Origin of the sequence: Chryseobacillus diguaensis (assembly GCF_049220665.1) — a bacterium.
In the GTDB taxonomy this organism is placed as follows: domain Bacteria; phylum Bacillota; class Bacilli; order Bacillales; family Bacillaceae; genus Metabacillus_B.
In genome coordinates, this window is the sequence record NZ_JBMKNV010000010.1 from 93,376 (window position 1) to 114,723 (window position 21,348).

A 21,348-nucleotide genomic window follows, 5' to 3' on the forward strand; every position below is an offset into this window, starting at 1 on the left:
AGTTAAACTGGTGGCGCACCATTTGCCTTCCCATAACGTAATATGGTCAATTCAGTTGTGTTTTGCAGGTGAAAAAATCAAGCTTTTCACAAGTATCATACTCGAAAAAAACGAAAAAGGAAACAACTTTTTTATAGGAAATTTCTAGACATTTTTATTGATTTTCAGCCCGTTTTTTTCGCTCCATTTTTGGTCGGTAAAAACGGCTTTTCCGTCAATCATTGTAAGCTGCGGTTTGGCTAAATAATAGAAGGGATGATGGCTCCAGAGCACGATATCCGCATCTTTTCCGACTTCCAGACTTCCAACCCGATCTTCCACGCGAAGATTTCTCGCAGGGGTAATGGTAATGCCTTCAATAGCTGTTTGTTCATCAAGTCCTTCTCTTACAGCCAGGGATGCGACAATGTTCAAATATTGAATTGGAGTGTAAGGATGGTCGGTTGTAATGGACACTTCGACACCTTGATCAGCGAGTGCTTTATAGGTGGTCCAGCTTTTGTTTCTCAGCTCAACTTTTGACCGTCTTGTAAACGTTGGCCCGACACTGACTTTTGCGTTTTTTCCGGCCAGGTGCTCGGCAATCAGATGGCCTTCTGTACAGTGTTCAATTCTGTAATCTAAATTGAATTCTTCGGCAAAGCGAATGGCAGAAAGAATATCATCTGCTCTGTGGGCATGTATTCGAACAGGAATCTCCCTGTTTAGCGCACGTTTGATGGGGATAGAGCGGAAATCATCTTTATCATCGCAGAATTTAGCGTTGTAAAACGCTTCTCTCAGCATGCCCATAATACCCATTCTTGTAATGGACTCCTTATTGCCATGACTGTGAATGCGCTTCGGATTTTCACCGAGAGCCATTTTTAAGCCGGCTGTTTCTTGCAAAAGCATATCCGATATATTCTTTCCGCATGTTTTAATAACAGATGTGGTCCCGCCAATAATATTGGCGCTTCCAGGCATAATATGAACGGTTGTAATTCCATGGCTTATGGCATCCTTGAAACCTGAGTCAAGCGGATGAACACTGTCGAAAGCCCTGATATGAGGTGTCAGAGGCTCAATCGTTTCATTCGCATCATTGCCGGCCCAGCCTGTACCTTCATCATAAAGCCCAAGATGTGTATGAACGTCAATAAAGCCTGGAAAAAGGAACTGATCGTCACAATCAATCCCAAGAGTATCTTCTGGTACGGAAAGATTTTTCCCGATAGCAGCAATTTTTCCATCTTTCACATAGAGCTCGCTGCCGTACATAGGCTCGTCGGTTATAGGGAAAATCGATGCATTTTTAAATAAAATTCTGTCCATGGTTAACTCCTATTCTATCCGTTGTTAACTTGATTTTATAATGTTTGTTAACGCTTCATCAAGGGTTGGATATGAAAATGCATACTTTTGTTCAAGTGCTTTTTTTGGAATAGCTCTTTGGCCATCAAGCACAAGCATGCTCATTTCGCCTATGGCAGCCTTTAGTGCAAATGCTGGGGCAGGCAGCCAATGACGTCTGTTCATGGCTTTAGCAAGTGTTTTTCCGAACGTTTTATTTTGGACAGGATTTGGTGCTGTTACATTCATAGGACCGTTGATTTTTTTGTTCTCGATGGCAAAAAGAATCATTTTGGCTGCGTCCTCAGCGTGGATCCATGAGATCCACTGTTCTCCAGATCCGAAATTTCCTCCTAAGAATAATTTATAAGGCAGCATCATTTTAGGAAGGGCGCCAGCATTTTTGCCGAGAAGAACCCCAAATCTTGCAAAAATAAGCCTGATGCCAAGCTCCCCCACTTTTTTTGCTTCATTTTCCCATATTTTTGCTGTTTTAGCGAGAAAGTCGTTTCCGCTCCCTGTGTCTTCTTCGATAAATGTCGCTTTAGAAGAAGTTCCGTAAATGCCAACAGCACTTGCATTCACTAAAACGGATGGTTTTTTCTCAAGGGCATTTAGGATGCGGTAAACCTCATTTGTCGCTTCCACGCGGCTTTCAATGATTTGTTTTTTCGTTTCATCTGTCCAGCGATCGTTAATGTTTTTTCCCGCAAGGTTAACGATAGCATCGATTCCGTCCAGGTGTTTTTCAGGCAGGCTTCCGTCCTTCATCCATTGCACATAGGTGATTTCTCCACCGCCTTGTTTATCACTTCTTGTTAAAATTAGAACCTCATGGCCAGCTTTTGTTAAAATATTTGTTAACTGGCTTCCAACAAATCCTGATCCTCCAGCGATTGCTACCTTCATTCCATCACCTCATCCTTTTAATAAACGTAAGTTCCCGATATCTTGTTCGTTTCATCATAATGTATTTTCCTGAAAAAACCTTTTTTCTATGCTCTCTACCCTTTAAGGTTCAGGATAAACGTGTGCTAAAATAATAAGAAGAGGTGACGGCCATGGCATATGTAACGAAAATTACCGCTCAAAAAAAATTAAAAGATCGTTATAATATATTTCTTGACAAAGGAAATGGTGAAGAATACGCCTTTAGTGTAGATGAAACGACACTCATTAAATTCGGGCTCCGTAAAGGGCTGGAAATTGATGAATTGGACATTGTAGAAATTCAATATGGGGACGATGTCAGAAAAGCTTATAATGCAGCAATTAATTATTTAAGCTACCGTATGCGTTCAAAAGGGGAAATCCGTACACACCTTCTGCAAAAAGAATATGAAGAGGCGATTATTCAAGAGGTCCTTCATCAGCTTGAGGAATACAATTACATAAATGATGGAGATTTTGCAGAAGCATTAGTCCGTACACATTGGAAAACAAATGGAAAGGGACCTGGAGTCATCCGTCAGGAGCTTATTCAAAAAGGAGTCGGACAAGCCGATATTGAGCGGGCTCTCTCTGTTTATTTTGAAGAGGCCCAAATAGAAGAGGCGCTGAAAATTATTGAAAAAGAAGTAAAGAAAAGTTCAGGACAGTCTACCATTATGCTGAAGCAAAAGCTTGAACAGTCTCTTCTCAGAAAAGGGTTCTCTTTTGCTGTGATCTCTTCAGCTATTCAATCTGTGGATTACGAAAATAGCTCTGAGATGGAAATGGAAGCTCTTATCCTGCAAGCAGAAAAAATCAAAAGGCGCTATTCAATTGAAGATGATTTTACCTATAAGATGAAAATGAAACAATACCTTTACCGGAAAGGTTTTTCACTTGATCTGATTGATGCTTACTTACAGGAACAAGAGTAATCCGTCTTCATGCATTAAATAATACTGTTTTCGCAGAGATTGTAGTTTTTCGTACATGCATTTATCACGCATTTAGACCAGCATCGGGGCATCTTTTCTTAAAGTTTTTGCCATCCCAATGGTTTCGAGACTAAATATAGGGTCAGCCTTTCACAAACAAAGATTTTCTTAAGGGATTTTGTATATTAATCAAAAACGATATCCTCTGACTCTTCGGAAAAGATTTTCCTTGCGATGTCCATTGGATTTTTTAAACGGCTTTTGTCGCTTATATGGCTGGTGCTGTCCCAAAAAGGCGTGTCCATTCCTCCCATATAGGCTGCTTTTATTTTAATAGATGTTTCAGCCAATTCTTTTCTGAGGCCTTCTGTAAATCCTCTCACTGCAAATTTAGAGGCGTTGTAGACGCTCTCATTCACCTTCCCTCTAAGGCCGGCTGTTGAGATAATTTGAAGGATTTCTCCTTGTCCAGTTTTTTGAAACTGCTTAATAAATGCCTGAGTCATAAAAATGGTGCCTTTGACATTTGTATCAATTATTTCATGTATTTCCTTTTCACCAAGAGTCTCAATTGGTCCAAAATGGCCTGCTCCAGCATTATTAATCAATAATGAAATTTCATGATTTTGAAAAGCGTTTTCGGCAAATTGAGCCGTTTTTTCATAATCGGTGGTATCGAAGGAATAGACAGTGCTTTGAATGTTTTCTGCTGTAAGCTCTTCCTTTGCTTTTGCAAGTCTTTCTTCGTTTCGGCCAAGAAGCAGAACTTCCTTATAATGGCTCCCATATACATGGGCAAGGGCTTTGCCGAGACCTGATCCTGCACCTGTAATAACAACTGCTGACATTTAGCACTACCTCTTTTCCAGGAACAATATAATTTTTGAAAATAAGCGCTTCCTATTCTATACTAATTGAAGATGAAATTTAAGGGAGAACAGCATATGAAACGATACAGTGAAATGACAGAGTATGAATTGAATTCTGAAATTGGAACGCTTAAAGAGAAAGCCAGAAAGGCAGAGCAGCTTGGTATGATCAACGAATTCGCTGTGCTGGAAAGAAAAATTGCCATGGCAAAATCGTACATGCTGAATCCGGATGATTTTAAACAAGAGGAAAGCTATGAGATCGAAGGGGATCCGGGAGAAACGTTTCACATTCATTATATGAATGGGGTTTTTGCATGGGGGCATCGCGGTTCTTCTAAGGATCAGGAAGAGGCATTGCCGATTTCCATGCTTGTAAAAACGGATCATACCGGAGCTTAAAATACCGGTACAATCCGCTTAGGAGTGTGGCAGCAGCGCTATGAGCGCTTGCGGGTTTCACGCTGCAGAATAACCAGGTTCTGGCTCTGCTGTGTTTCACCATTCACCTGGGAATGTGCATGTTTCGCATTGGCCCACGGCTGTGGATAGGCTTGAGATTTCATGGCAGACATATGATCAAAATAGGGTTTGTGATTATTGGTACCCATTCGAAGCACCTCCATATCAGTAATGTCAGGAATTAAAATCCTGGCGAAGACCTGAAGCTCTCATCCGCTCCTGCGGGTGAGTATTAATGGAACCATCAGCCCTTTTTGAGGCATATTCATCTCTTGCGCGAGGCTGACCTTCAAATTTGTTGTCTTCCTTGCTCGGAAAGCCTTTGGCCTTGTTCCGCATGCGCTAACCCCCCATGGATGAAATAGCACGCTTGTTAAAGCGTATGATTAGTATTTGAAACAATCGGCTAATTATAAATAGATATTAAAGGAATTTTTCTCGAGGTGATTATAATGGAAACATATTACGAAAGACTTGCGAGTCTCTTGCTTGAAAAGAATAACTCGCTGAGCCCTGAAAAGGCAAGAACATGGGTGGAGCTTCTTTGGGAGGATTTTGAAACAACCCGTGCGAAGGCTGGAAGAGACTATCAAGGCAAGGAAGTAACTGAACGAATTGTCAGGCAAATGATTGATGCTTATGGAGACAAGCTCCACCATTTTGCTGCTCTTAATCCGAAATAAGTGAGTTATTAAAGGATGAGAATGATTTAAAACATTAAAGCAATAAAAAAGACACTTGGAAAATGCCAAGTGTCTTAGCTTATCTCAATACTTCATCAGGAAAAAGATGCAGCTTTTTCCGAAGCTTCTCTTCACTGAAGATCCAGCCTGTATAAGAACTGATAATATTCAAATCTGCATCCAGCTGAACGATAGCAACAAATGGATAATATTCTTTGCTTCTGTAGCGAAGATCTATAAACCGGACTTCGTAATGGTCCTTAAACTCATCCACTTCCCATCTGTAAACAGGTGAAAAGGAGAGAAAAGCCGAGATGTTATGGTCCTTTTCGGCAGCTTTGAATAACGGCGTGCGCGGAACAGGATGGCGTTCAAATTCATCAAGTATCATGATTTTTCCGTTTTTTGCTTTGCCGACAAAAAAATTGGTTTTCGTTGTAATGGCCAAGTGCCATTTTTGAAACTTGATCGTTGGTGCTATTGTAATATCAACAATATCATCGAACCGTTTTTTAATATTATGAACGATGGTTCTTTTCATCACAATACGGGTGATATAATAGACGACTAAAATGACATAGACGGCTAAAAAAGCATATCCAGGCGGAACGCCAAGGGACCAAATGACAATCCCCCCTATATGAAGGAAGAAAATAATTGGATCAAAGGTATTGATCAAACCGAGAGCTACCCACTTTTTTGAAAACGGCCGAATTGCCTGGGTGCCGTATGCATTAAAAATATCCACAAAAACATGAAGTCCAACGGCAATAAAGGTCCACATCAGCAGATGAAGAAGATCTATACCAGGTGAGAACAGGTAAACTGCGCCGGTTATCAATAACGTCCATATTAGGACAGCGGGAATAGAATGGGTAATCCCCCGGTGATTGCGTATATAAACAGCATTGTTTTTCAGCTTCAATATGGTATCAATATCAGGAGCCTGGGAGCCAATTAAGACAGCAGCCATGATAGAATGGGCTGCAGGTGTATGAATTCCAATAGTTGGATCTAGTGTTGCAAGGCTTCCAAGTGCAATTCCCATTACGACATGTGTTCCGGTATCCAAATGATTTCCCTCCCATCTTTTTGATGGTGAAATAATATTCGTATATCTTATCTTAACGCTTCGTTTGCGAAAAGCAGCTAGCTGGCCTTGCGCTTTTCTTATATGATAAGAAAGTTTAACGTATCTTAACAAAAAATAAGCAGCTTGGCTCAAAATAATGCGTTGATAAGTAATAGCCTATTATCCATTTTTCCCAATAATCACTGAAACTTAACCTATGGAGGGCAATATGGACATCAAGAATACATTTAATATCGAAGGATTTCAAAATGATCTGATTGCCTGGTTTCAGCTTGAACAGCGGACGCTCCCATGGCGGGAAAACAAGGACCCCTACCGCATTTGGGTATCTGAAGTCATGCTGCAGCAAACAAGAGTAGATACTGTCATACCTTATTTTCATGCATTTATGGAAAAATTTCCGACTGTCGATGCACTGGCTGATGCTGATGAGGAGGAAATTTTAAAAGCATGGGAAGGGCTGGGCTACTATTCACGAGTAAGGAATCTTCAGGCAGCTGTTAGGGAGGTTAAAGAGCGGTACAACAGCATCGTTCCTATAGAACCCGATGAGTTTGCCGGGCTGAAAGGAGTCGGCCCGTACACAAGGGGTGCCGTTATGAGCATCGCTTATAATATCCCTGAACCGGCTGTGGATGGAAATGTTATGAGGGTTATCTCGAGAATCCTTGCGATTGATGAAGACATCGCAAAACCAAAAGCTAGAAAGGTATTTGAAGAAGCGATCCGGATTATGATTTCCAAAAAAAATCCGTCTGACTTTAATCAGGCATTAATGGAGCTCGGGGCATTAATCTGTATTCCTGCCACCCCTTCTTGTCTGCTTTGCCCCGTACAGGAATACTGTGAAGCATTTCAAACAGGAACCCAAAAGGAATACCCGGTGAAAAGCAAAAAGAGCAAGCCAAAGCCTGTCAGAATGGCTGCAGCTGTGCTGACAGACAAAGAGGGAAACTATTACATAAACAAGCGGAATCCGACTGGATTGCTCGCTAACCTTTGGGAATTTCCGAATTGCGAGATCATCCCTGGGACAGCTGCCAAAGCCCAGCTTGAGGAATATTTAAAAGAGGAATATAGTCTACGGGCAAGCCTTGATACAGTAGAAGGCGTCATCAGTCACGTTTTTTCTCATATTAAATGGGAGATCTCAGTTTTTACAGGTTTGGTTGATGAAACATCAGGAAATAATTTAAAAAAAGTGACAGAAGAGGAAATGCAGCGTTATGCATTCCCCGTCTCTCATCAAAAAATCAGCCGGCTTATTGCCGACTCTGATGCTTAACAGTCAGTCAGATGTGATAACAGTGCCATGGGTATAATCGGCTTCATTTCTTTTCAGCCCGCCTCGTTCTGAAATTTCTTCCAGAACCTCACGGTAAATGGTATGACCTTCTGTATTTAAGTAAGGCATGATCTGCTGAAAGGAATGATGGAAATAAGAAAGCTCACTGTCTTTCCATTCTTTGATGGAAATCATTGATAGTTCTGTCATATCACGGCCTACATACATGAGCAGTTAGCCTCCCGGTTTAGATTTCACAGCTTATTTAACACCATTAGTGTTTGATATAATAAAAATAACTATTCGATAAAAACAAAGAGAGGTTTTCAAAAATGAGTCTAAATCAAGTAGCTCTTGTCACAGGAAGCAGCAGAGGAATCGGAAGGGCAATCGCCTTGCGTCTGGCAGACAAAGGGTACGACATTGTCATTAATTACTTAAGGAACAAGCAGGCTGCTTTAGAGACGGCAGAAGAAATTGAAAAGCTTGGTGCAAGAGCACTTGTTGTTAAAGCAAATGTTGGGAAGCCGGAAAAGATTAAAGATCTTTTTGAACAAATTGACCTTGCTTTCGGAAGACTTGATGTCCTTGTAAACAATGCAGCTTCTGGTGTTTTAAGGCCAGCCATGGAGCTGGAGGAATCCCACTGGGACTGGACAATGGATATTAACAGCAAAGCGCTGCTTTTCTGTGCACAGGAAGCGGCAAAACGAATGGAGAAAACAGGGGAGGGCGGTAAAATCATCAGCATCAGCTCATTGGGCTCGATCCGCTACCTGGAAAACTATACAACCGTTGGTGTTTCAAAGGCAGCACTTGAAGCGTTAACCCGTTATCTGGCAGTAGAGCTTGCTCCAAAAGGGATTGTTGTTAATGCGGTTTCCGGAGGAGCTGTTGACACAGAGGCCTTAAAGCATTTTCCTAACAGAGCGGAGCTTTTGGCTGACGCGATTTCAAAAACACCTGCAGGCAGAATGGTTGAAATTGAAGATCTTGTTGACACAGTCGAGTTCTTGATCTCCAATCAATCCTCCATGATCAGAGGCCAGACAATTATTGTAGACGGCGGAAGGTCCCTGCTCGTCTAATATAAAAATTTTTCATGTAGACGGATATAATTCACCTCCACTGGACATCATAATTTTCGTGGAGGTGATAACAATGGCAAACCAAAACCAAAACCAAAACCAACAACAACCGAGCAAAACTAATGCTCAACAAGTGAGACAGCAAAACCAGCAAGCAGCTTCTTCTCAATCCCAACAATACGGAACTGAGTTCGGAAGCGAAACTTCAGCTCAAAAGGCAAAGCAACAAAACCAGCAAGCAGCTTCTTCTCAATCCCAACAATACGGAACTGAGTTCGGAAGCGAAACTTCAGCTCAAAAGGTAAGGCAACAAAACCAAAAAGCTGAGCAAAACAAACAACAAAACAGCTAATTAAATGAAGGCACTTCTTCGCACTCGGGAAGAAGTGCCTTCCCTTATTTTCAAAGCGACAAAATTTCCTGTTTTCCTACATAATTTGTCAAAGGAATTATATAGCTTAAGAAGAATGGTAATGGTGAACAAGAAGCCGATTAGTGGTTGATTTGAAAGGGGCAGGGAATGGAAACGTTCAATATGCTTGTCGGGGAACAGCTAAAAACGATGGACAGGCTTTTGGAGCTGCAGTCGGAATTAGAACGATGCCAGGAGATTCAGCGGGAAGTCACCCATTTTCAGGATGAAGCGACGAAGCTTTCCATTCAGAAGGAAGTGGAGCAGACGAAAAAGGAGCTCTCTGCGATTCAGGAAATTTTTGAAAAACAGACAGAAGATGTCATCCGCTCCTATCAAGATCCTCACGCAAAAGTCCGCTAAAATCAGGTGAGCCATTCCATATTGAATGGCTCTATTATTTTCTTTTTTATTCCTGAAACGGTATAATAAAAAAAAACATCAATTAGAACGCTTTGTGAATGAAGATTAGGCATTTCCAAAGCATCCATTTTGAAAGTAGGCGATATGGATGAGCTTTCCCAAGGAGGGAGATTCCATACAAATACATAGCTACAAGCATAATGGACTGATTCATCGCATTTGGGAAGAAACCACAGTTCTGAAGGGAACGGAGAATTGCATCATAGCCGGTAATGACAGGACAACCGTTACTGAATCAGACGGGCGGACCTGGATTACCCGCGAACCGGCTATTTGTTATTTTCACGCCAAGCATTGGTTCAATATTATTGGCATGCTTCGCGATGATGGGATTTACTACTATTGCAATATCAGTTCTCCATTTGTATGGGACGAAGAAGCATTAAAGTATATTGACTATGATCTGGATGTAAAAGTATTTCCGGACATGACGTATATTTTGCTTGATGAAGATGAATACGAGCACCATAAAAAACTGATGAATTATCCTGAAGTCATCGACCTTATTCTAAGGAAAAATGTTGATAAGCTGCTGCAGTGGATTCACCAAAGGCAGGGTCCTTTTTCTCCTGACTTTGTTGACGAATGGTACAACTATTACTTGCGGCAAGCAAGATAAACAGGAAACGAGAAGCTTGACGACCTGTGAAACGGGAAAATAGTAAACCCCTTCTGGCCTGTTGAATGGATCAACGGGCTTTTCGTTTGCAAATCTTCAGCCACCATGCAGCTGAACGAAAATGAGAGGAGAGATGCAAATGAGTACCATGAAACGGTATCTGCATTTTGTCAGGCCTTATAAATGGCAGATTGCGGTTACCATACTGATAGGTATTTTGAAATTCGGTATTCCTTTACTTATTCCTTTACTCTTGAAATACCTTGTTGATGATGTTTTGCAGGCCCAAGGATTATCAGCTGATGCTAAAACTTCAAAAGTATTTACGATTATGGGTATTATGTTTTTTATTTTTGTTATTCTGCGTCCGCCGATCGAATATTACAGGCAGTATTTCGCCCAGTGGGCAAGCAACCGGATCCTCTATGATATTAGGGACAAACTGTTCCATCACATACAAAAGCTAAGTCTGCGCTATTATTCCAATACCCGGGCAGGCGAGGTTATCTCAAGAGTGATCAATGATGTTGAACAGACGAAAGACTTTGTTTTAACAGGCCTCATGAATGTTTGGCTTGATCTTGTGACCATTATTATTGCTATTATCTTTATGGCTGCAATGGATGTGCCTCTTACAATCGTCTCGATTGTGCTGCTGCCTTTTTACGGGATTTCAGTAAGGTATTTCTACGGAAGGCTGAGAGGGCTTACGAGAGAAAGGTCTCAGGCGCTCGCTCAGGTTCAGGGACACCTTCATGAGCGGGTTTCTGGGATGCCGGTCATTCGAAGTTTTGCTATTGAAAAGCATGAACAAAAGCTGTTTTCAAAGGAAAATCATCAATTTCTAACTAAAGCAACAAACCACACAATGTGGAATGCCAAAACCTTTGCTGTGATTAATACGATTACAGATGCAGCACCGCTATTGGTTATTGCCTATGCAGCCTATCAGGTTATTCATGGACACTTAACCATCGGTACGATGGTTGCGTTTGTCGGATATATTGACAGGCTTTATAGTCCATTAAGAAGACTGGTCAATTCTTCTACGACTTTGACGCAAGCATCAGCATCCATGGACAGGGTTTTTGAGCTTCTTGATGAACCCTATGATATTGAAGACAAGCCAAATGCGATTAAAGCTGAAAGCATTAAAGGATCAGTTGTTTTTGACAATGTGTCTTTCAGTTATAACGATAACGAAGCCCTTGCACTTAGTAATATTTCTCTTGAGGCAAAAAAAGGGGATACAATCGCGCTTGTTGGGATGAGCGGCGGAGGAAAGTCCACTCTTATCAGCTTGCTTCCCCGTTTTTATGATGTAACAGGAGGAAGAATTCTTCTTGATGGAGTGGATTTGAGAGATTACAAAGTGACAAGCGTCAGGGACCAAATCGGTATGGTTCTGCAGGACACCTTCCTATTCAGCCATTCGGTTAAGGAAAATATTCTGATCGGAAAACCTGACGCTACAGACGAGGAAGTCATCGCAGCGGCCAAAGAAGCAAACGCCCATGACTTTATCATGAGCTTGCCGGAAGGGTATGAAACAAAGGTCGGCGAGCGCGGTGTAAAGCTGTCCGGGGGGCAGAAGCAGCGTGTTGCAATTGCAAGGGTTTTCCTGAAAAACCCGCCGATCCTTGTACTTGATGAAGCCACATCTGCTCTCGATCTTGAAAGTGAACATTTAATTCAAGAAGCACTGGAAAAGCTTGAAAAAGACAGGACAACCTTTGTCGTTGCCCACAGATTATCCACCATCACCCATGCCTCTCAGATCATTCACATTGAAAACGGACAGGTCATTGAGCAGGGCACCCATAGGGAACTGATGGATTTTCAAGGAAACTATTATAACTTGTTTCAAATTCAGCAGCTGAATAACTGATGAAAGCAGCGGAACCCATTAATTTGGCGGGTTACGCTGTTTTTTGTTTGAAGATCATTAGTGGTGCGGCGCTGATAAAAGCTTGAGAACCGCCGATAAAGTGGGGTTTTCCGCCGATATATTTGGAAGGTATGCCGATAAACTTCAAGATGGCGCTTGATATATTGGTGATGAGCGCTGATATCGGATTTGGAAGAGCTTAAATTTATCAAAAGCCGGTTACATTAAACTGGGTAAGCCTGTTTGGCTAAACATATTGAAGTGTTTTAGGAAAAAAGAAAGTATGGCAGGTAAAATGTATCGCTGGATAGAACTTCTTCTATAAACGGTACGTAAAAGGAATGGAATGATATGAAAACGAAAGACAAACATCCGAATATCTATTTTTTATTAGAAACTGGCATGGTCCTGGTGTGCAAAATACGTAGCGAGGATTATATTACCGATTTAGAATGGAACGGAGAGTTGGACTTTATAATGGAGTACTTGAAGGAAAAGGAGTCCCGAAGTCGATGAGCCATTATAGCGTTATGCTGCGTTAAGGTCTGAAAATGTTAAGAAGAGAGTGATAAATGGATGGATACTCTACAGAAAAGCGATCTTCCAGCAGGTTTATCAAAGCCTGCACAGCGCGCTCTTGCTGGAGCAGGGTATTTCCGGCTTGAACAATTTACGAAGCTGACTGAAGCAGAGGTCCTTAAGCTTCACGGGATGGGACCAAAAGGCGCAGAGCTGATTCGCGGTGCTCTCTCTGAAAAAGGATTGTCGTTCGCCAATCGATAAATTAACAAGGCTCTTTTCTTAAACTTTGTTGTTGCTTTTCACTCTGTATTTTTAAAATCACCCTTGATTTGGCTGAGATTTTAAGGAAAAATGCCACGAACCAAGGCGAAGTGCGTTATAACAGCTTTTACGAAAAGCATCACTCTATACGAAAACAGCTATTAACAAAAAGCAGTGCCGATTCTAAGGAATTGGCACTGCTTTTTTATATGCTTTTCATCCCAATCAGTCATAAATGCGTGCTTGTCTAAATAAACTTTAGAAACCTAATACTATGCGGAAAAGATTGGGGGTGGCAGTATGGACAGGCCGATTATTCTAGAGGCAAAGGATCTTAGTGTTTCCTTTAAAGAGGGGAAGCAGGAGATTCCTGTCGTGAATTCGATTCGTTTTTCGCTGAGAGAGGGAGAAATTTTAGGAGTTGTAGGAGAGTCAGGCTGCGGAAAGAGTGTGACGTCTCTAGCATTGATGGGGCTGTTAGCGAAGAGAAGCGCGAGTGTCACGGGAGAAATTTTATTTCGCGGACAAGACTTAACAGCCTACTCAGAGAGTGATTGGCGGAAAATCAGGGGGAATGAGATCTCAATGATTTTCCAAGAGCCGATGACGTCTTTAAATCCTCTTTTTAAAATTGGCGATCAGCTGATTGAAGCGATAAGAGTGCATTCAAAAGTCAGTAAAAAGGAAGCGAAGGAACAGGCGGTCAAAATGCTTTCGGTTGTTGGACTTGCCAGGCCTGAAGAGCTGTTAAAGGAATTTCCCCATCAGCTTTCAGGCGGCATGAGGCAGAGGGTAATGATTGCGATGGCCATGATTCTAAGCCCTGACATTTTGATTGCAGATGAGCCGACGACTGCCTTGGATGTCACCATTCAGGCGCAAATTCTTTCCTTAATGAAGGAAATAAACGAAAAGATGAACGCTTCCATCCTGTTTATCACACATGATCTTGGGGTTGTAGCCCAAACCTGTCAGAGGGTGATGGTCATGTATGCTGGAGAGATTGTGGAAGAAGGAGATCTAGAGGCGATCTTTCAGTCCCCGGAGCATCCTTATACGAAGGGGCTCTTGAAGTCGATCCCTGATTTGCACCATAAGAAAGAGAAGCTTTATTCCATAACGGGACAGGTTCCAAAGCCAGGCAGTATCCAAGGAGGATGTAAATTTGCGCCAAGGTGTGAATTTGCTCATGATCGCTGCAGGAAAGAAAGCCCTGTGCTGACTAAAGTGAAGAAGCATCAGTCTGCCAGCTGTTTTTTAGTAGAGGAGGGGGAGCCGGTTGGTGAAGGAGCCGCTATTAAAAATTGAATCTTTGAAAAAAGCTTTTCCAACCGGAAAAGACCTTTTTGGTAGAGGAAAGAGAGAGGTTGTCGCAGTTAACGACCTTACTTTGAATGTTTTCAAAGGAGAAACGATCGGAATCGTCGGAGAATCAGGGTGCGGCAAATCGACCCTAGGCAGACTGATCTTGAGGCTCATTGATGCGACATCAGGAAGGGTCACCTACTCTAGTGAAGATTTGTTCTCATTAAAAAAGCGGGAGATGCAAAGGATCCGCAAAAACATGCAGATGGTGTTTCAGGATCCATATGCTTCTCTTAATCCAAGGCATTCTGTAGCAAAGATATTGGAAGAGCCTTTAATTGTTCACCAGATGGGAACGAAGCAGGAGCGTAAGGATAAAACGGCTGAAATGCTGAAAATAGTCGGGCTTAATCCGGATTATGCCTCCCGTTATCCTCACCAGTTCAGCGGAGGACAAAAGCAGCGGATCGGAATTGCAAGAGCCCTCATGACAAACCCTGAGCTGATTATTGCCGATGAACCCGTGTCAGCACTTGATGTGTCTATCCAGTCGCAGGTGCTGAATCTATTAAAGGATTTGCAGAAAGAGTTTTCACTGACCTACCTGTTTATTTCGCATGACCTTGGCGTTGTAAGGCATATCAGTGACAGGGTAGCCGTTATGTATTTAGGAGAAATAGCAGAGCTTGCTGATAGTGATTCTCTCTATGAAAAGCCGCTGCATCCTTATACCGAGGCCCTTTTGTCTGCCGTACCGTCAAGCGATCCTTCTGCTAAACGGGAGCGGATCCTCTTAAAAGGAGAGCCGCCCAATCCAGAGAAACCTCCGGAGGGCTGTGCTTTTCATACAAGATGCCCGAAGGCTTTTGATAAGTGCCGGAAGATAAAGCCGCTTTTAACGAAGCAAAAGGAAGGTCATTACGCAGCCTGCCACCTATATGAGTGAAAAAGGCTTGTGTGTTTGATAGATATGTATAAAAACAGGGGGTAACCAAATGAAGCGAAAAAAGGTGCTTGTTCCACTGATCTTAATGCTTGTGCTGATCCTTGCTGCTGCACTTTCAGGCTGCAGCGGGACAGCGAAAACAGAGGTTGAAAAAGGGACGAAAACGACAGAAAACACGAAGCCGGCAAAAGATACACTGGTTTATGGCAGAAGCGGTGACTCCACCTCCCTTGACCCCATCACAACGACAGAAGGGGAAGCTTTCAAGGTAACAGAGAACATTTATGAAAGACTGCTGAAATATGGCGAAAATGATACAACCATTCATCCGTCCCTCGCAGAGACGTGGGATGTATCGAAGGATGGGCTTGTTTACACCTTCCATCTCAGAAAAGGTGTAAAATTCCATGACGGCACTGATTTTAATGCGGACGCTGTTGTCTTCAACTTTGACCGCTGGATGAACGGAGATGCCGATAAATTCCCTTATTATACAATGTTTGGCGGCTATAAAAAAGATGAAGGACATGTGATTAAGGAAGTAAAAGCACTTGATGAAAATACGGTACAGTTTACCTTAAAACGTCCTCAAGCACCATTCTTGAAAAACATTGCTATGGCACCGTTCGGAATTGCAAGTCCAACAGCAGTAAAGAAATATGGGGATAAATTCAGAGAGAACCCTGTTGGTACTGGCCCATTTAAGTTTATAGAATGGAAGGCCAATGACCGGATCGTGCTTGAAAAAAATGAAAACTACTGGATGAAAGGCTATCCGAAGCTGAACAAAGTCATTTTCAAAACGATTCCTGACAATTCAGCTCGACTGAACGCCCTTCAAACAGGCGAAATCGACTTAATGGATGGAGTCAATCCATCTGATTTGGATAAAGTAAAAGCGGATCAAAACCTGCAGCTATTTAAACGGGCATCGATGAACGTTGGTTATGTAGGACTTACCGTAACGAGAAAACCTCTGGATAATAAACTGGTGCGTCAGGCACTAAACTATGCTGTTGATAAAAAATCGATTATTCAAGCATTCTACGGCGGCCTTGCAGAGCCTGCTAAAAACCCGCTTCCGCCAACACTTGAAGGCTATGACAATGGCATTCAAGAATATCCGTACGATCCAGCAAAAGCGAAGGAGCTTTTAAAGCAAGCAGGCTTCCCGAATGGATTCTCAATGGAGCTTTGGGCAATGCCTGTAGCAAGACCATACATGCCTGAAGGAATGAAGGTGGCAGAGGTTCTTCAGTCAAGCTTTGAGAAAATCGGCGTTAAAGCGAAAATCGTCACCTACGACTGGGCAACCTATCTAGAAAAAGCAAGCAAGGGTGAAGCTGACTCCTTTATGCTCGGCTGGACAGGAGACAATGGGGACCCAGATAACTTCATTTATACCTTGCTTGATAAGGACAGCATCGGTGGAAACAACTACACATTCTACAGCAATGATAAGCTCCATAAAATCCTGATTGAAGCTCAAACAGTGACAGATCAGGAGAAACGAAATGAGCTATACAAACAAGCGCAGGAAATCATTCACGATGATGCTCCGTGGATTCCGCTTGTTCACTCTACACCTTTAATGGCAGGGGATAAAACGATCACAGGCTTCACACCGCATCCGACTGGAACAGATCTGTTCACAAATACAGAATTTAAATAATCAGGCAGCACCTGCTTTCATGCTCACTTAAGCTGAAAGCAGGTGTATGAATTTTAGAAGAGGGGTGCTGTGATGCTCTCTTACACGGCAAAACGAGTTGGAATGCTGATTCCTGTATTGATCGGCATGACCCTTGTTGTTTTTTCCATCATCAGAGCAATACCTGGAGATCCGGCTCAGGTTATTCTCGGACAAAGGGCTACAAAGGAAGCAGTCCTTGAACTGACGAAGCAGCTTGGACTGGATCAGCCTTGGTATGTGCAATATTTTCATTATATTAAGGATCTTTTAAGCGGTGACTTCGGCACTTCGATTCGGACAAGCGAGGCCATTTCAAAGGAAATCGTCCCATACCTTGGGGCAACGATTGAGCTGACCGTTTTCGCAATGGCTGTCGCAATCGTGATTGGAGTAAATGCAGGAATGATCAGCGCCTGGTTTCAGCGTTCCTGGTTTGATTATCTTGCGATGCTGATCGCTTTGATCGGTGTTTCGCTTCCAATCTTCTGGCTCGGGCTTATGGAGCAGTGGTTTTTTTCGATTAAGCTTGGCTGGCTTCCGACAACTGGAAGGGAAGAAGTCCGGGACCCTGTGCAGGCTATTACCAATTTGTATTTGATCGATACCTTGCTGAAGGGTAATCTAAGCCAGTTTGTGGTTGTCCTAAAGCATTTGATTTTGCCCGGAGCAGCACTTGCGACTATTCCAATGGCGATCATTGCCCGCATCACAAGATCTAGCATGATCGAGGTGATGGGTGCAGAATATATTCGGACAGCTAGAGCGAAAGGGCTTCGGATGTTTTTTGTCGTGTATAAGCATGCGCTGAAAAATGCCCTCATACCGATTCTCACAATCATCGGACTTCAAACTGGCCTGCTCCTTGGGGGAGCGATTTTGACAGAAACGATCTTTGGATGGCCTGGTATCGGGCGGTATGTATACGAGGCGATTGGCTACCGGGACTATCCAGTCATTCAGTCAGGCATTTTAGTGATTGCACTGCTTTTTGTTCTGATCAATCTGATCATCGATTTGCTGTATGCAGCGATTGACCCGAGGATTAAATATTGATTCTGGAAAGGAGGGAAGCGGCATGACTGCTTTGACAAAACCATTAACTGTCCAGGAAGAAAAGGTACTTACACCTTTTCAGGAAAAAACAAGAACGTTTTTTCAAAATAAGCTGGCTGTTACCGGGACGGGCATTGTTTTCATTTTTATATTACTGGCAATCCTTTCTCCGATCCTTGCGCCTCATGGGATCAATGATCAGGAGCTCACAAAGCGCCTGCTGCCGCCTTCTAAAGAATACTGGCTAGGAACAGACGACTTTGGACGTGATATCTTTTCCCGGATTGTGTATGGAGCGAAAATATCCTTATTTGTTGGCTTTTTTTCCGTATTAGGCTCAGTCGTGGCAGGTAGTCTTCTAGGGATCATTGCGGGCTATTACGGAAAATGGCCCGATACGATTATTTCAAGAGTTTTTGACATCATGCTTGCATTCCCTAGTATTCTGCTTGCCATTGCGATAGTTTCCATCCTTGGTCCTTCCATTGAAAATGCCCTCATTGCCATCGCCATTATTAATGTTCCAGCCTTCGGGCGTCTCATCCGTTCAAAGGTACTGAGTGTAAAAGAGGAAGAATACATCACTGCGGCAAGAGCGATCGGCATGAAGGACTCCCGCATCCTGCTCAGACATGTCCTGCCAAACAGTTTTTCACCGATTATTGTGCAGGCATCTCTAGCTGTAGCAACGGCGATCATTGAAGCCGCAGCACTCGGGTTTCTCGGACTCGGAGCTCAGGCACCGAATCCTGAGTGGGGAAAAATGCTCTCTGATTCGAAGCAGTATCTCATTCAGGCGCCGTGGACGATGTTTTTTCCGGGGCTTGCTATTATGCTGACGGTTCTTGGGTTTAACTTGATGGGGGACGGCTTAAGGGATGCGCTTGATCCGAAAATGAAATAAGAAACAGCTGCAGAATTTTTATCCGGCAGCTGTTTCTTTTCTTATGAATTAATCATCAGTAATAGAACAATGTGTAGATTTTTAATAGATTGATCATTTAAAACAAAGTTCGATTATTTAAAATAATGATTGATAAAAACCTTGGAAAATAGGGTTTTTCTTTTGTCCCTTAAACGCCACCTGATTGTTCAATTAAAGGGCCAGATTGTTGAATAACGTATTGTTAAAAAGATGGAATTTTGAAATAATTGGTATTAAATTAAAGGGCGCAGTTTACTGGAATAAACAGAGTATATAAAATAATCTAATGTTAATAGAGAGAAGGAAAATTAATGAAAAAAGAATTTCCGTTAATTGAAACTGAAAGATTAATTTTAAGAGAAGTAACAACTGAGGATGCTAATGATTTGTTTAAATATTTATCTGATAAAGATGTTGTGAAGCATATGGGGTTAGCACCTTTCCAGACAGTTAAAGATATTTGGGATGAAATTAATTGGTATAACTCTATTAGGGGTACCACCATGGCCGTACCCCAAAATAATATCGCTATATCCAGCCGTATCAGTCATGATTTGCTTTGGTTGTAGTACCGTTTCTTGTTCCAGGATGCATTCCAATAGGTATAACGAATCGCGGATCGTACCTGTAATCACTAATCCATGAAGGCCTGTAAACTGGTCACTCATAAAGTTGTAGTACGTGATTCCTCATCCTCTGCCAAAGTATTTGGGATTTGGACCGGAATGAACCGTCTTGACGGGTGTGACGAAAAGTAATCCATCCGCAGAAGCGACTTCCCCACCACCCCATGTTTGTGCTAGTTTCAATCGGCTATGGAACTCCACGAGGCGATTATTGGCTTGCGTAATGGTTTCCGCAGGTGAACCAGTCTCCGCCAAACCAACAACTTAACAGGATGACCATATGCTGATGTTTTAAACCTAGAGACAAAATCTTTATGTCTCGAGCATTCTATTTTTTTTACACGGTGCTCTACGTGCAATTTAGACTTTCACAGAAAAAAAGTTATGAACGAATGTCACAAATCCTCTTCTTTGTCTTAGTTTATGAAAGATAAAACAGCACAGGAGAGGTATGGATGATGAAACAGTTTGATGTTGCAATCATTGGTGGATGTTTTGCAGGTTTGGTGGTGGCAATGATCCATCATGGACGATCTAGAAACTCGAATGGGAACTGTTTATCCAACGTTTACCCAAATCGAACTTAATTATCTTTTCTGGTTGGTTTAGTCTGTGTGTGGTTGATTGAACCTGTACCGTACTAGGCGTTGTGATTATTATTTGAGCAGATTGTGCCTCGGGTACAGTCTGTGGAAAAAATTCAAGAGGTGAAAACAATGACAAAATTAGTTGATGATATTCAGCAATTTGAAGAAAGCTTTGAAGAAAAAGTCTTGATTGAAAACAAAAAAATCATCGCAAAAGCAACAAAAGAATTGGTCGAATCGAATGTAGCAAAGGGATTATCGATTGGTGAACTAGCACCTGATTTTACCTTAAAAGATGCCACAGGCGTTTCCATTACCCTTTATGAAGAATTGAAAAAAGGACCTGTCATCTTAACTTTCTATCGAGGCGGATGGTGTCCGTATTGTAATCTAGAATTAAGAGCTTACCAACGAGTTTTAAAAGATATTAAAGCAACAGGAGGACAATTAATTGCGATTAGTCCTCAAACTCCTGATTCTTCACTCTCGACGAAAGAAAAAAACGAGTTAGAATTTCTTGTTCTAAGTGATATGAACGGAAACGTTGCTAAAAACTACCATTTAATATTTAAGCTGCCTGATTATCAAATTGAAATTTATAAGAAATATGGTTCAGATTTAACAAAGCATAACGGAAATGATGCATGGGAGCTCCCAGTTCCTGCGACCTATATTATTGACCAATCAGCAAAAATTCGATTCGTGAGTGTAGATCCTGACTTTACAAAAAGAGAAGAGCCCTCAAGAATGGTAGAATTGTTAAAAGAGGTTCGGTAAAAATTAAAAAAATGTCGCTATTCAGTTAAGGTTTTATAGTACCCCCAGAATGAAATGTTGGGCTTTTCTCGCAGGAATAAGGGGTTTTTTGCATATCCCCCGAAAATGTTCATTTGTATTTTTTTTCGAGGAATTATCACTAAACAAATAATGTGTTCTACGCAATATTCCGGCTTAGATATACACAATATTCTTAACATTGATTCTAGGAAATAAAAAAGGCTACACAACGCTGTGGTTGGTAACCTTTCTGAACCAGCTTACTGGATATGTGCAGGGCCCCCGAATCGAGAATCCGAATCCGTAGAAAATGATCGCGGTAGACACTTGGGATTACACTCGCTGAACCTAGCTCTGCTTTCAGTAGACGAGCAAACAGTTGCTGAAGAAAAGTGACTGCATTTTCGTTCAGGCGTTGGTTTAATCCTTCTGCACTCATGCTAATTCCTGTTGCAGATCCCAACTCACTGCATAACTAGGTTAGAGATGTACTTGCTAGATTGTGACTCAACCAAACACACAGGCTAACCAGATCTTGTGCCCGATATTTGCTCGTTCGTCTCACAAATTCGGTTGCTCTTGCCAATTGTTCGAGTTCCGTAGGAGAAAGATAGTCTTGCAATACCTGCGAAAA

At 42.1% G+C, this 21,348-nt stretch carries 24 protein-coding genes and 1 pseudogene; 17 read left to right on the forward strand and 8 right to left on the reverse strand.

Translation table 11 applies throughout. The features are described 5' to 3' along the window. Positions 1–144 precede the first annotated feature (144 nt). Positions 145–1,314 (reverse strand): amidohydrolase, encoded by a 1,170-nt coding sequence (locus ACOT8F_RS15420; RefSeq protein WP_421652818.1) that lies wholly within the window; start codon positions 1,312–1,314, stop codon positions 145–147. A gap of 24 nt (positions 1,315–1,338) precedes the next feature. After that, entirely contained in the window at positions 1,339–2,241 is a 903-nt protein-coding gene (locus ACOT8F_RS15425; protein ID WP_421652819.1) for a TIGR01777 family oxidoreductase, read from the reverse strand. Positions 2,242–2,393: 152 nt separating this feature from the next. Between ACOT8F_RS15425 and recX the strand changes: the two genes are divergently transcribed. After that, positions 2,394–3,197 carry a recombination regulator RecX gene (gene recX, locus ACOT8F_RS15430; RefSeq protein WP_421652820.1) on the forward strand — a complete coding sequence of 268 codons (804 nt, stop codon included), beginning with the start codon at positions 2,394–2,396 and terminating at the stop codon, positions 3,195–3,197. Positions 3,198–3,382: 185 nt separating this feature from the next. On the opposite strand, the gene ACOT8F_RS15435 is transcribed toward recX, so the two are convergent. Continuing rightward, entirely contained in the window at positions 3,383–4,045 is a 663-nt protein-coding gene (locus tag ACOT8F_RS15435; RefSeq protein ID WP_421652821.1) for an SDR family NAD(P)-dependent oxidoreductase, read from the reverse strand. Between the two features lie 96 nt (positions 4,046–4,141). On the opposite strand from ACOT8F_RS15435, the gene ACOT8F_RS15440 reads away from it, so the two are divergent. Further along, positions 4,142–4,468: a YfhH family protein gene (locus ACOT8F_RS15440; protein ID WP_421652822.1), complete on the forward strand. Its 327-nt coding sequence runs from the start codon at positions 4,142–4,144 to the stop codon at positions 4,466–4,468. 38 nt (positions 4,469–4,506) lie between these two features. Here ACOT8F_RS15440 and ACOT8F_RS15445 read toward each other — a convergent pair whose 3' ends face one another. Next, positions 4,507–4,677: a YpzG family protein gene (locus tag ACOT8F_RS15445; RefSeq protein ID WP_421652823.1), complete on the reverse strand. Its 171-nt coding sequence runs from the start codon at positions 4,675–4,677 to the stop codon at positions 4,507–4,509. Between the two features lie 25 nt (positions 4,678–4,702). Further along, on the reverse strand, positions 4,703–4,867 hold the full coding sequence (locus ACOT8F_RS15450; RefSeq protein WP_421652824.1) for a small, acid-soluble spore protein K: 165 nt from the start codon (positions 4,865–4,867) through the stop codon (positions 4,703–4,705). Positions 4,868–4,980: 113 nt separating this feature from the next. Here ACOT8F_RS15450 and ACOT8F_RS15455 point away from each other — a divergent pair, with 113 nt between their 5' ends. Next, positions 4,981–5,211 (forward strand): YfhJ family protein, encoded by a 231-nt coding sequence (locus ACOT8F_RS15455; protein WP_421652825.1) that lies wholly within the window; start codon positions 4,981–4,983, stop codon positions 5,209–5,211. 79 nt (positions 5,212–5,290) lie between these two features. Here ACOT8F_RS15455 and ACOT8F_RS15460 read toward each other — a convergent pair whose 3' ends face one another. Next, a complete protein-coding gene (locus ACOT8F_RS15460; RefSeq protein WP_421652826.1) occupies positions 5,291–6,283 on the reverse strand; it encodes a metal-dependent hydrolase in 993 nt (330 codons plus the stop codon). Between the two features lie 229 nt (positions 6,284–6,512). On the opposite strand from ACOT8F_RS15460, the gene mutY reads away from it, so the two are divergent. Beyond that, positions 6,513–7,589, forward strand: a complete 1,077-nt coding sequence (mutY, locus tag ACOT8F_RS15465; protein WP_421652827.1) for an A/G-specific adenine glycosylase — start codon at positions 6,513–6,515, stop codon at positions 7,587–7,589. A gap of 3 nt (positions 7,590–7,592) precedes the next feature. Here mutY and ACOT8F_RS15470 read toward each other — a convergent pair whose 3' ends face one another. Then, the gene (locus ACOT8F_RS15470) at positions 7,593–7,817 is read right to left on the reverse strand and encodes a hypothetical protein (RefSeq protein ID WP_421652828.1); all 225 of its coding nucleotides are present in this window, start codon (positions 7,815–7,817) and stop codon (positions 7,593–7,595) included. A 104-nt stretch (positions 7,818–7,921) separates the two neighbouring features. Between ACOT8F_RS15470 and fabL the strand changes: the two genes are divergently transcribed. The 12 genes from fabL to ACOT8F_RS15530 all read left to right on the forward strand — a co-directional run bounded on the left by fabL (position 7,922) and on the right by ACOT8F_RS15530 (position 19,293). After that, on the forward strand, positions 7,922–8,677 hold the full coding sequence (gene fabL / locus ACOT8F_RS15475; RefSeq protein ID WP_421652829.1) for an enoyl-[acyl-carrier-protein] reductase FabL: 756 nt from the start codon (positions 7,922–7,924) through the stop codon (positions 8,675–8,677). 73 nt (positions 8,678–8,750) lie between these two features. Further along, positions 8,751–9,029: a gamma-type small acid-soluble spore protein gene (locus tag ACOT8F_RS15480; protein WP_421652830.1), complete on the forward strand. Its 279-nt coding sequence runs from the start codon at positions 8,751–8,753 to the stop codon at positions 9,027–9,029. Positions 9,030–9,197: 168 nt separating this feature from the next. Then, entirely contained in the window at positions 9,198–9,452 is a 255-nt protein-coding gene (locus ACOT8F_RS15485; RefSeq protein WP_421652831.1) for a YgaB family protein, read from the forward strand. 148 nt (positions 9,453–9,600) lie between these two features. Next, positions 9,601–10,131 carry a nucleoside tri-diphosphate phosphatase gene (gene ntdP, locus ACOT8F_RS15490; protein WP_421652832.1) on the forward strand — a complete coding sequence of 177 codons (531 nt, stop codon included), beginning with the start codon at positions 9,601–9,603 and terminating at the stop codon, positions 10,129–10,131. A gap of 139 nt (positions 10,132–10,270) precedes the next feature. Next, the gene (locus tag ACOT8F_RS15495; protein WP_421652833.1) at positions 10,271–12,019 is read left to right on the forward strand and encodes an ABC transporter ATP-binding protein; all 1,749 of its coding nucleotides are present in this window, start codon (positions 10,271–10,273) and stop codon (positions 12,017–12,019) included. A gap of 576 nt (positions 12,020–12,595) precedes the next feature. Beyond that, the gene (locus ACOT8F_RS15500; RefSeq protein WP_421652834.1) at positions 12,596–12,802 is read left to right on the forward strand and encodes a helix-hairpin-helix domain-containing protein; all 207 of its coding nucleotides are present in this window, start codon (positions 12,596–12,598) and stop codon (positions 12,800–12,802) included. A gap of 300 nt (positions 12,803–13,102) precedes the next feature. Then, positions 13,103–14,110: an ABC transporter ATP-binding protein gene (locus ACOT8F_RS15505; RefSeq protein WP_421652835.1), complete on the forward strand. Its 1,008-nt coding sequence runs from the start codon at positions 13,103–13,105 to the stop codon at positions 14,108–14,110. Beyond that, positions 14,085–15,053 carry an ABC transporter ATP-binding protein gene (locus tag ACOT8F_RS15510; protein WP_421652866.1) on the forward strand — a complete coding sequence of 323 codons (969 nt, stop codon included), beginning with the start codon at positions 14,085–14,087 and terminating at the stop codon, positions 15,051–15,053. Before ACOT8F_RS15505 ends, ACOT8F_RS15510 begins: the two co-directional genes overlap by 26 nt. 49 nt (positions 15,054–15,102) lie before the next feature. After that, complete coding sequence (locus ACOT8F_RS15515) at positions 15,103–16,725, forward strand: ABC transporter substrate-binding protein (protein ID WP_421652836.1); 1,623 nt, start codon at positions 15,103–15,105, stop codon at positions 16,723–16,725. Between the two features lie 72 nt (positions 16,726–16,797). Then, a complete protein-coding gene (locus ACOT8F_RS15520) occupies positions 16,798–17,799 on the forward strand; it encodes an ABC transporter permease (protein WP_421652837.1) in 1,002 nt (333 codons plus the stop codon). A 22-nt stretch (positions 17,800–17,821) separates the two neighbouring features. Next, positions 17,822–18,703, forward strand: coding sequence for a nickel transporter permease (gene nikC / locus ACOT8F_RS15525; RefSeq protein WP_421652838.1), 882 nt, complete (start codon positions 17,822–17,824; stop codon positions 18,701–18,703). 332 nt (positions 18,704–19,035) lie between these two features. Then, the gene (locus tag ACOT8F_RS15530; RefSeq protein WP_421652869.1) at positions 19,036–19,293 is read left to right on the forward strand and encodes a GNAT family N-acetyltransferase; all 258 of its coding nucleotides are present in this window, start codon (positions 19,036–19,038) and stop codon (positions 19,291–19,293) included. Here ACOT8F_RS15530 and ACOT8F_RS15535 read toward each other — a convergent pair. Then, positions 19,237–19,584: pseudogene (locus ACOT8F_RS15535) on the reverse strand (Tn3 family transposase); the annotation flags it as partial. The gene ACOT8F_RS15530 and the pseudogene ACOT8F_RS15535 overlap by 57 nt on opposite strands. Positions 19,585–20,066: 482 nt before the next feature. On the opposite strand from ACOT8F_RS15535, the gene ACOT8F_RS15540 reads away from it, so the two are divergent. Further along, positions 20,067–20,714, forward strand: coding sequence for a peroxiredoxin-like family protein (locus ACOT8F_RS15540; RefSeq protein WP_421652839.1), 648 nt, complete (start codon positions 20,067–20,069; stop codon positions 20,712–20,714). Positions 20,715–21,348: the final 634 nt, after the last annotated feature.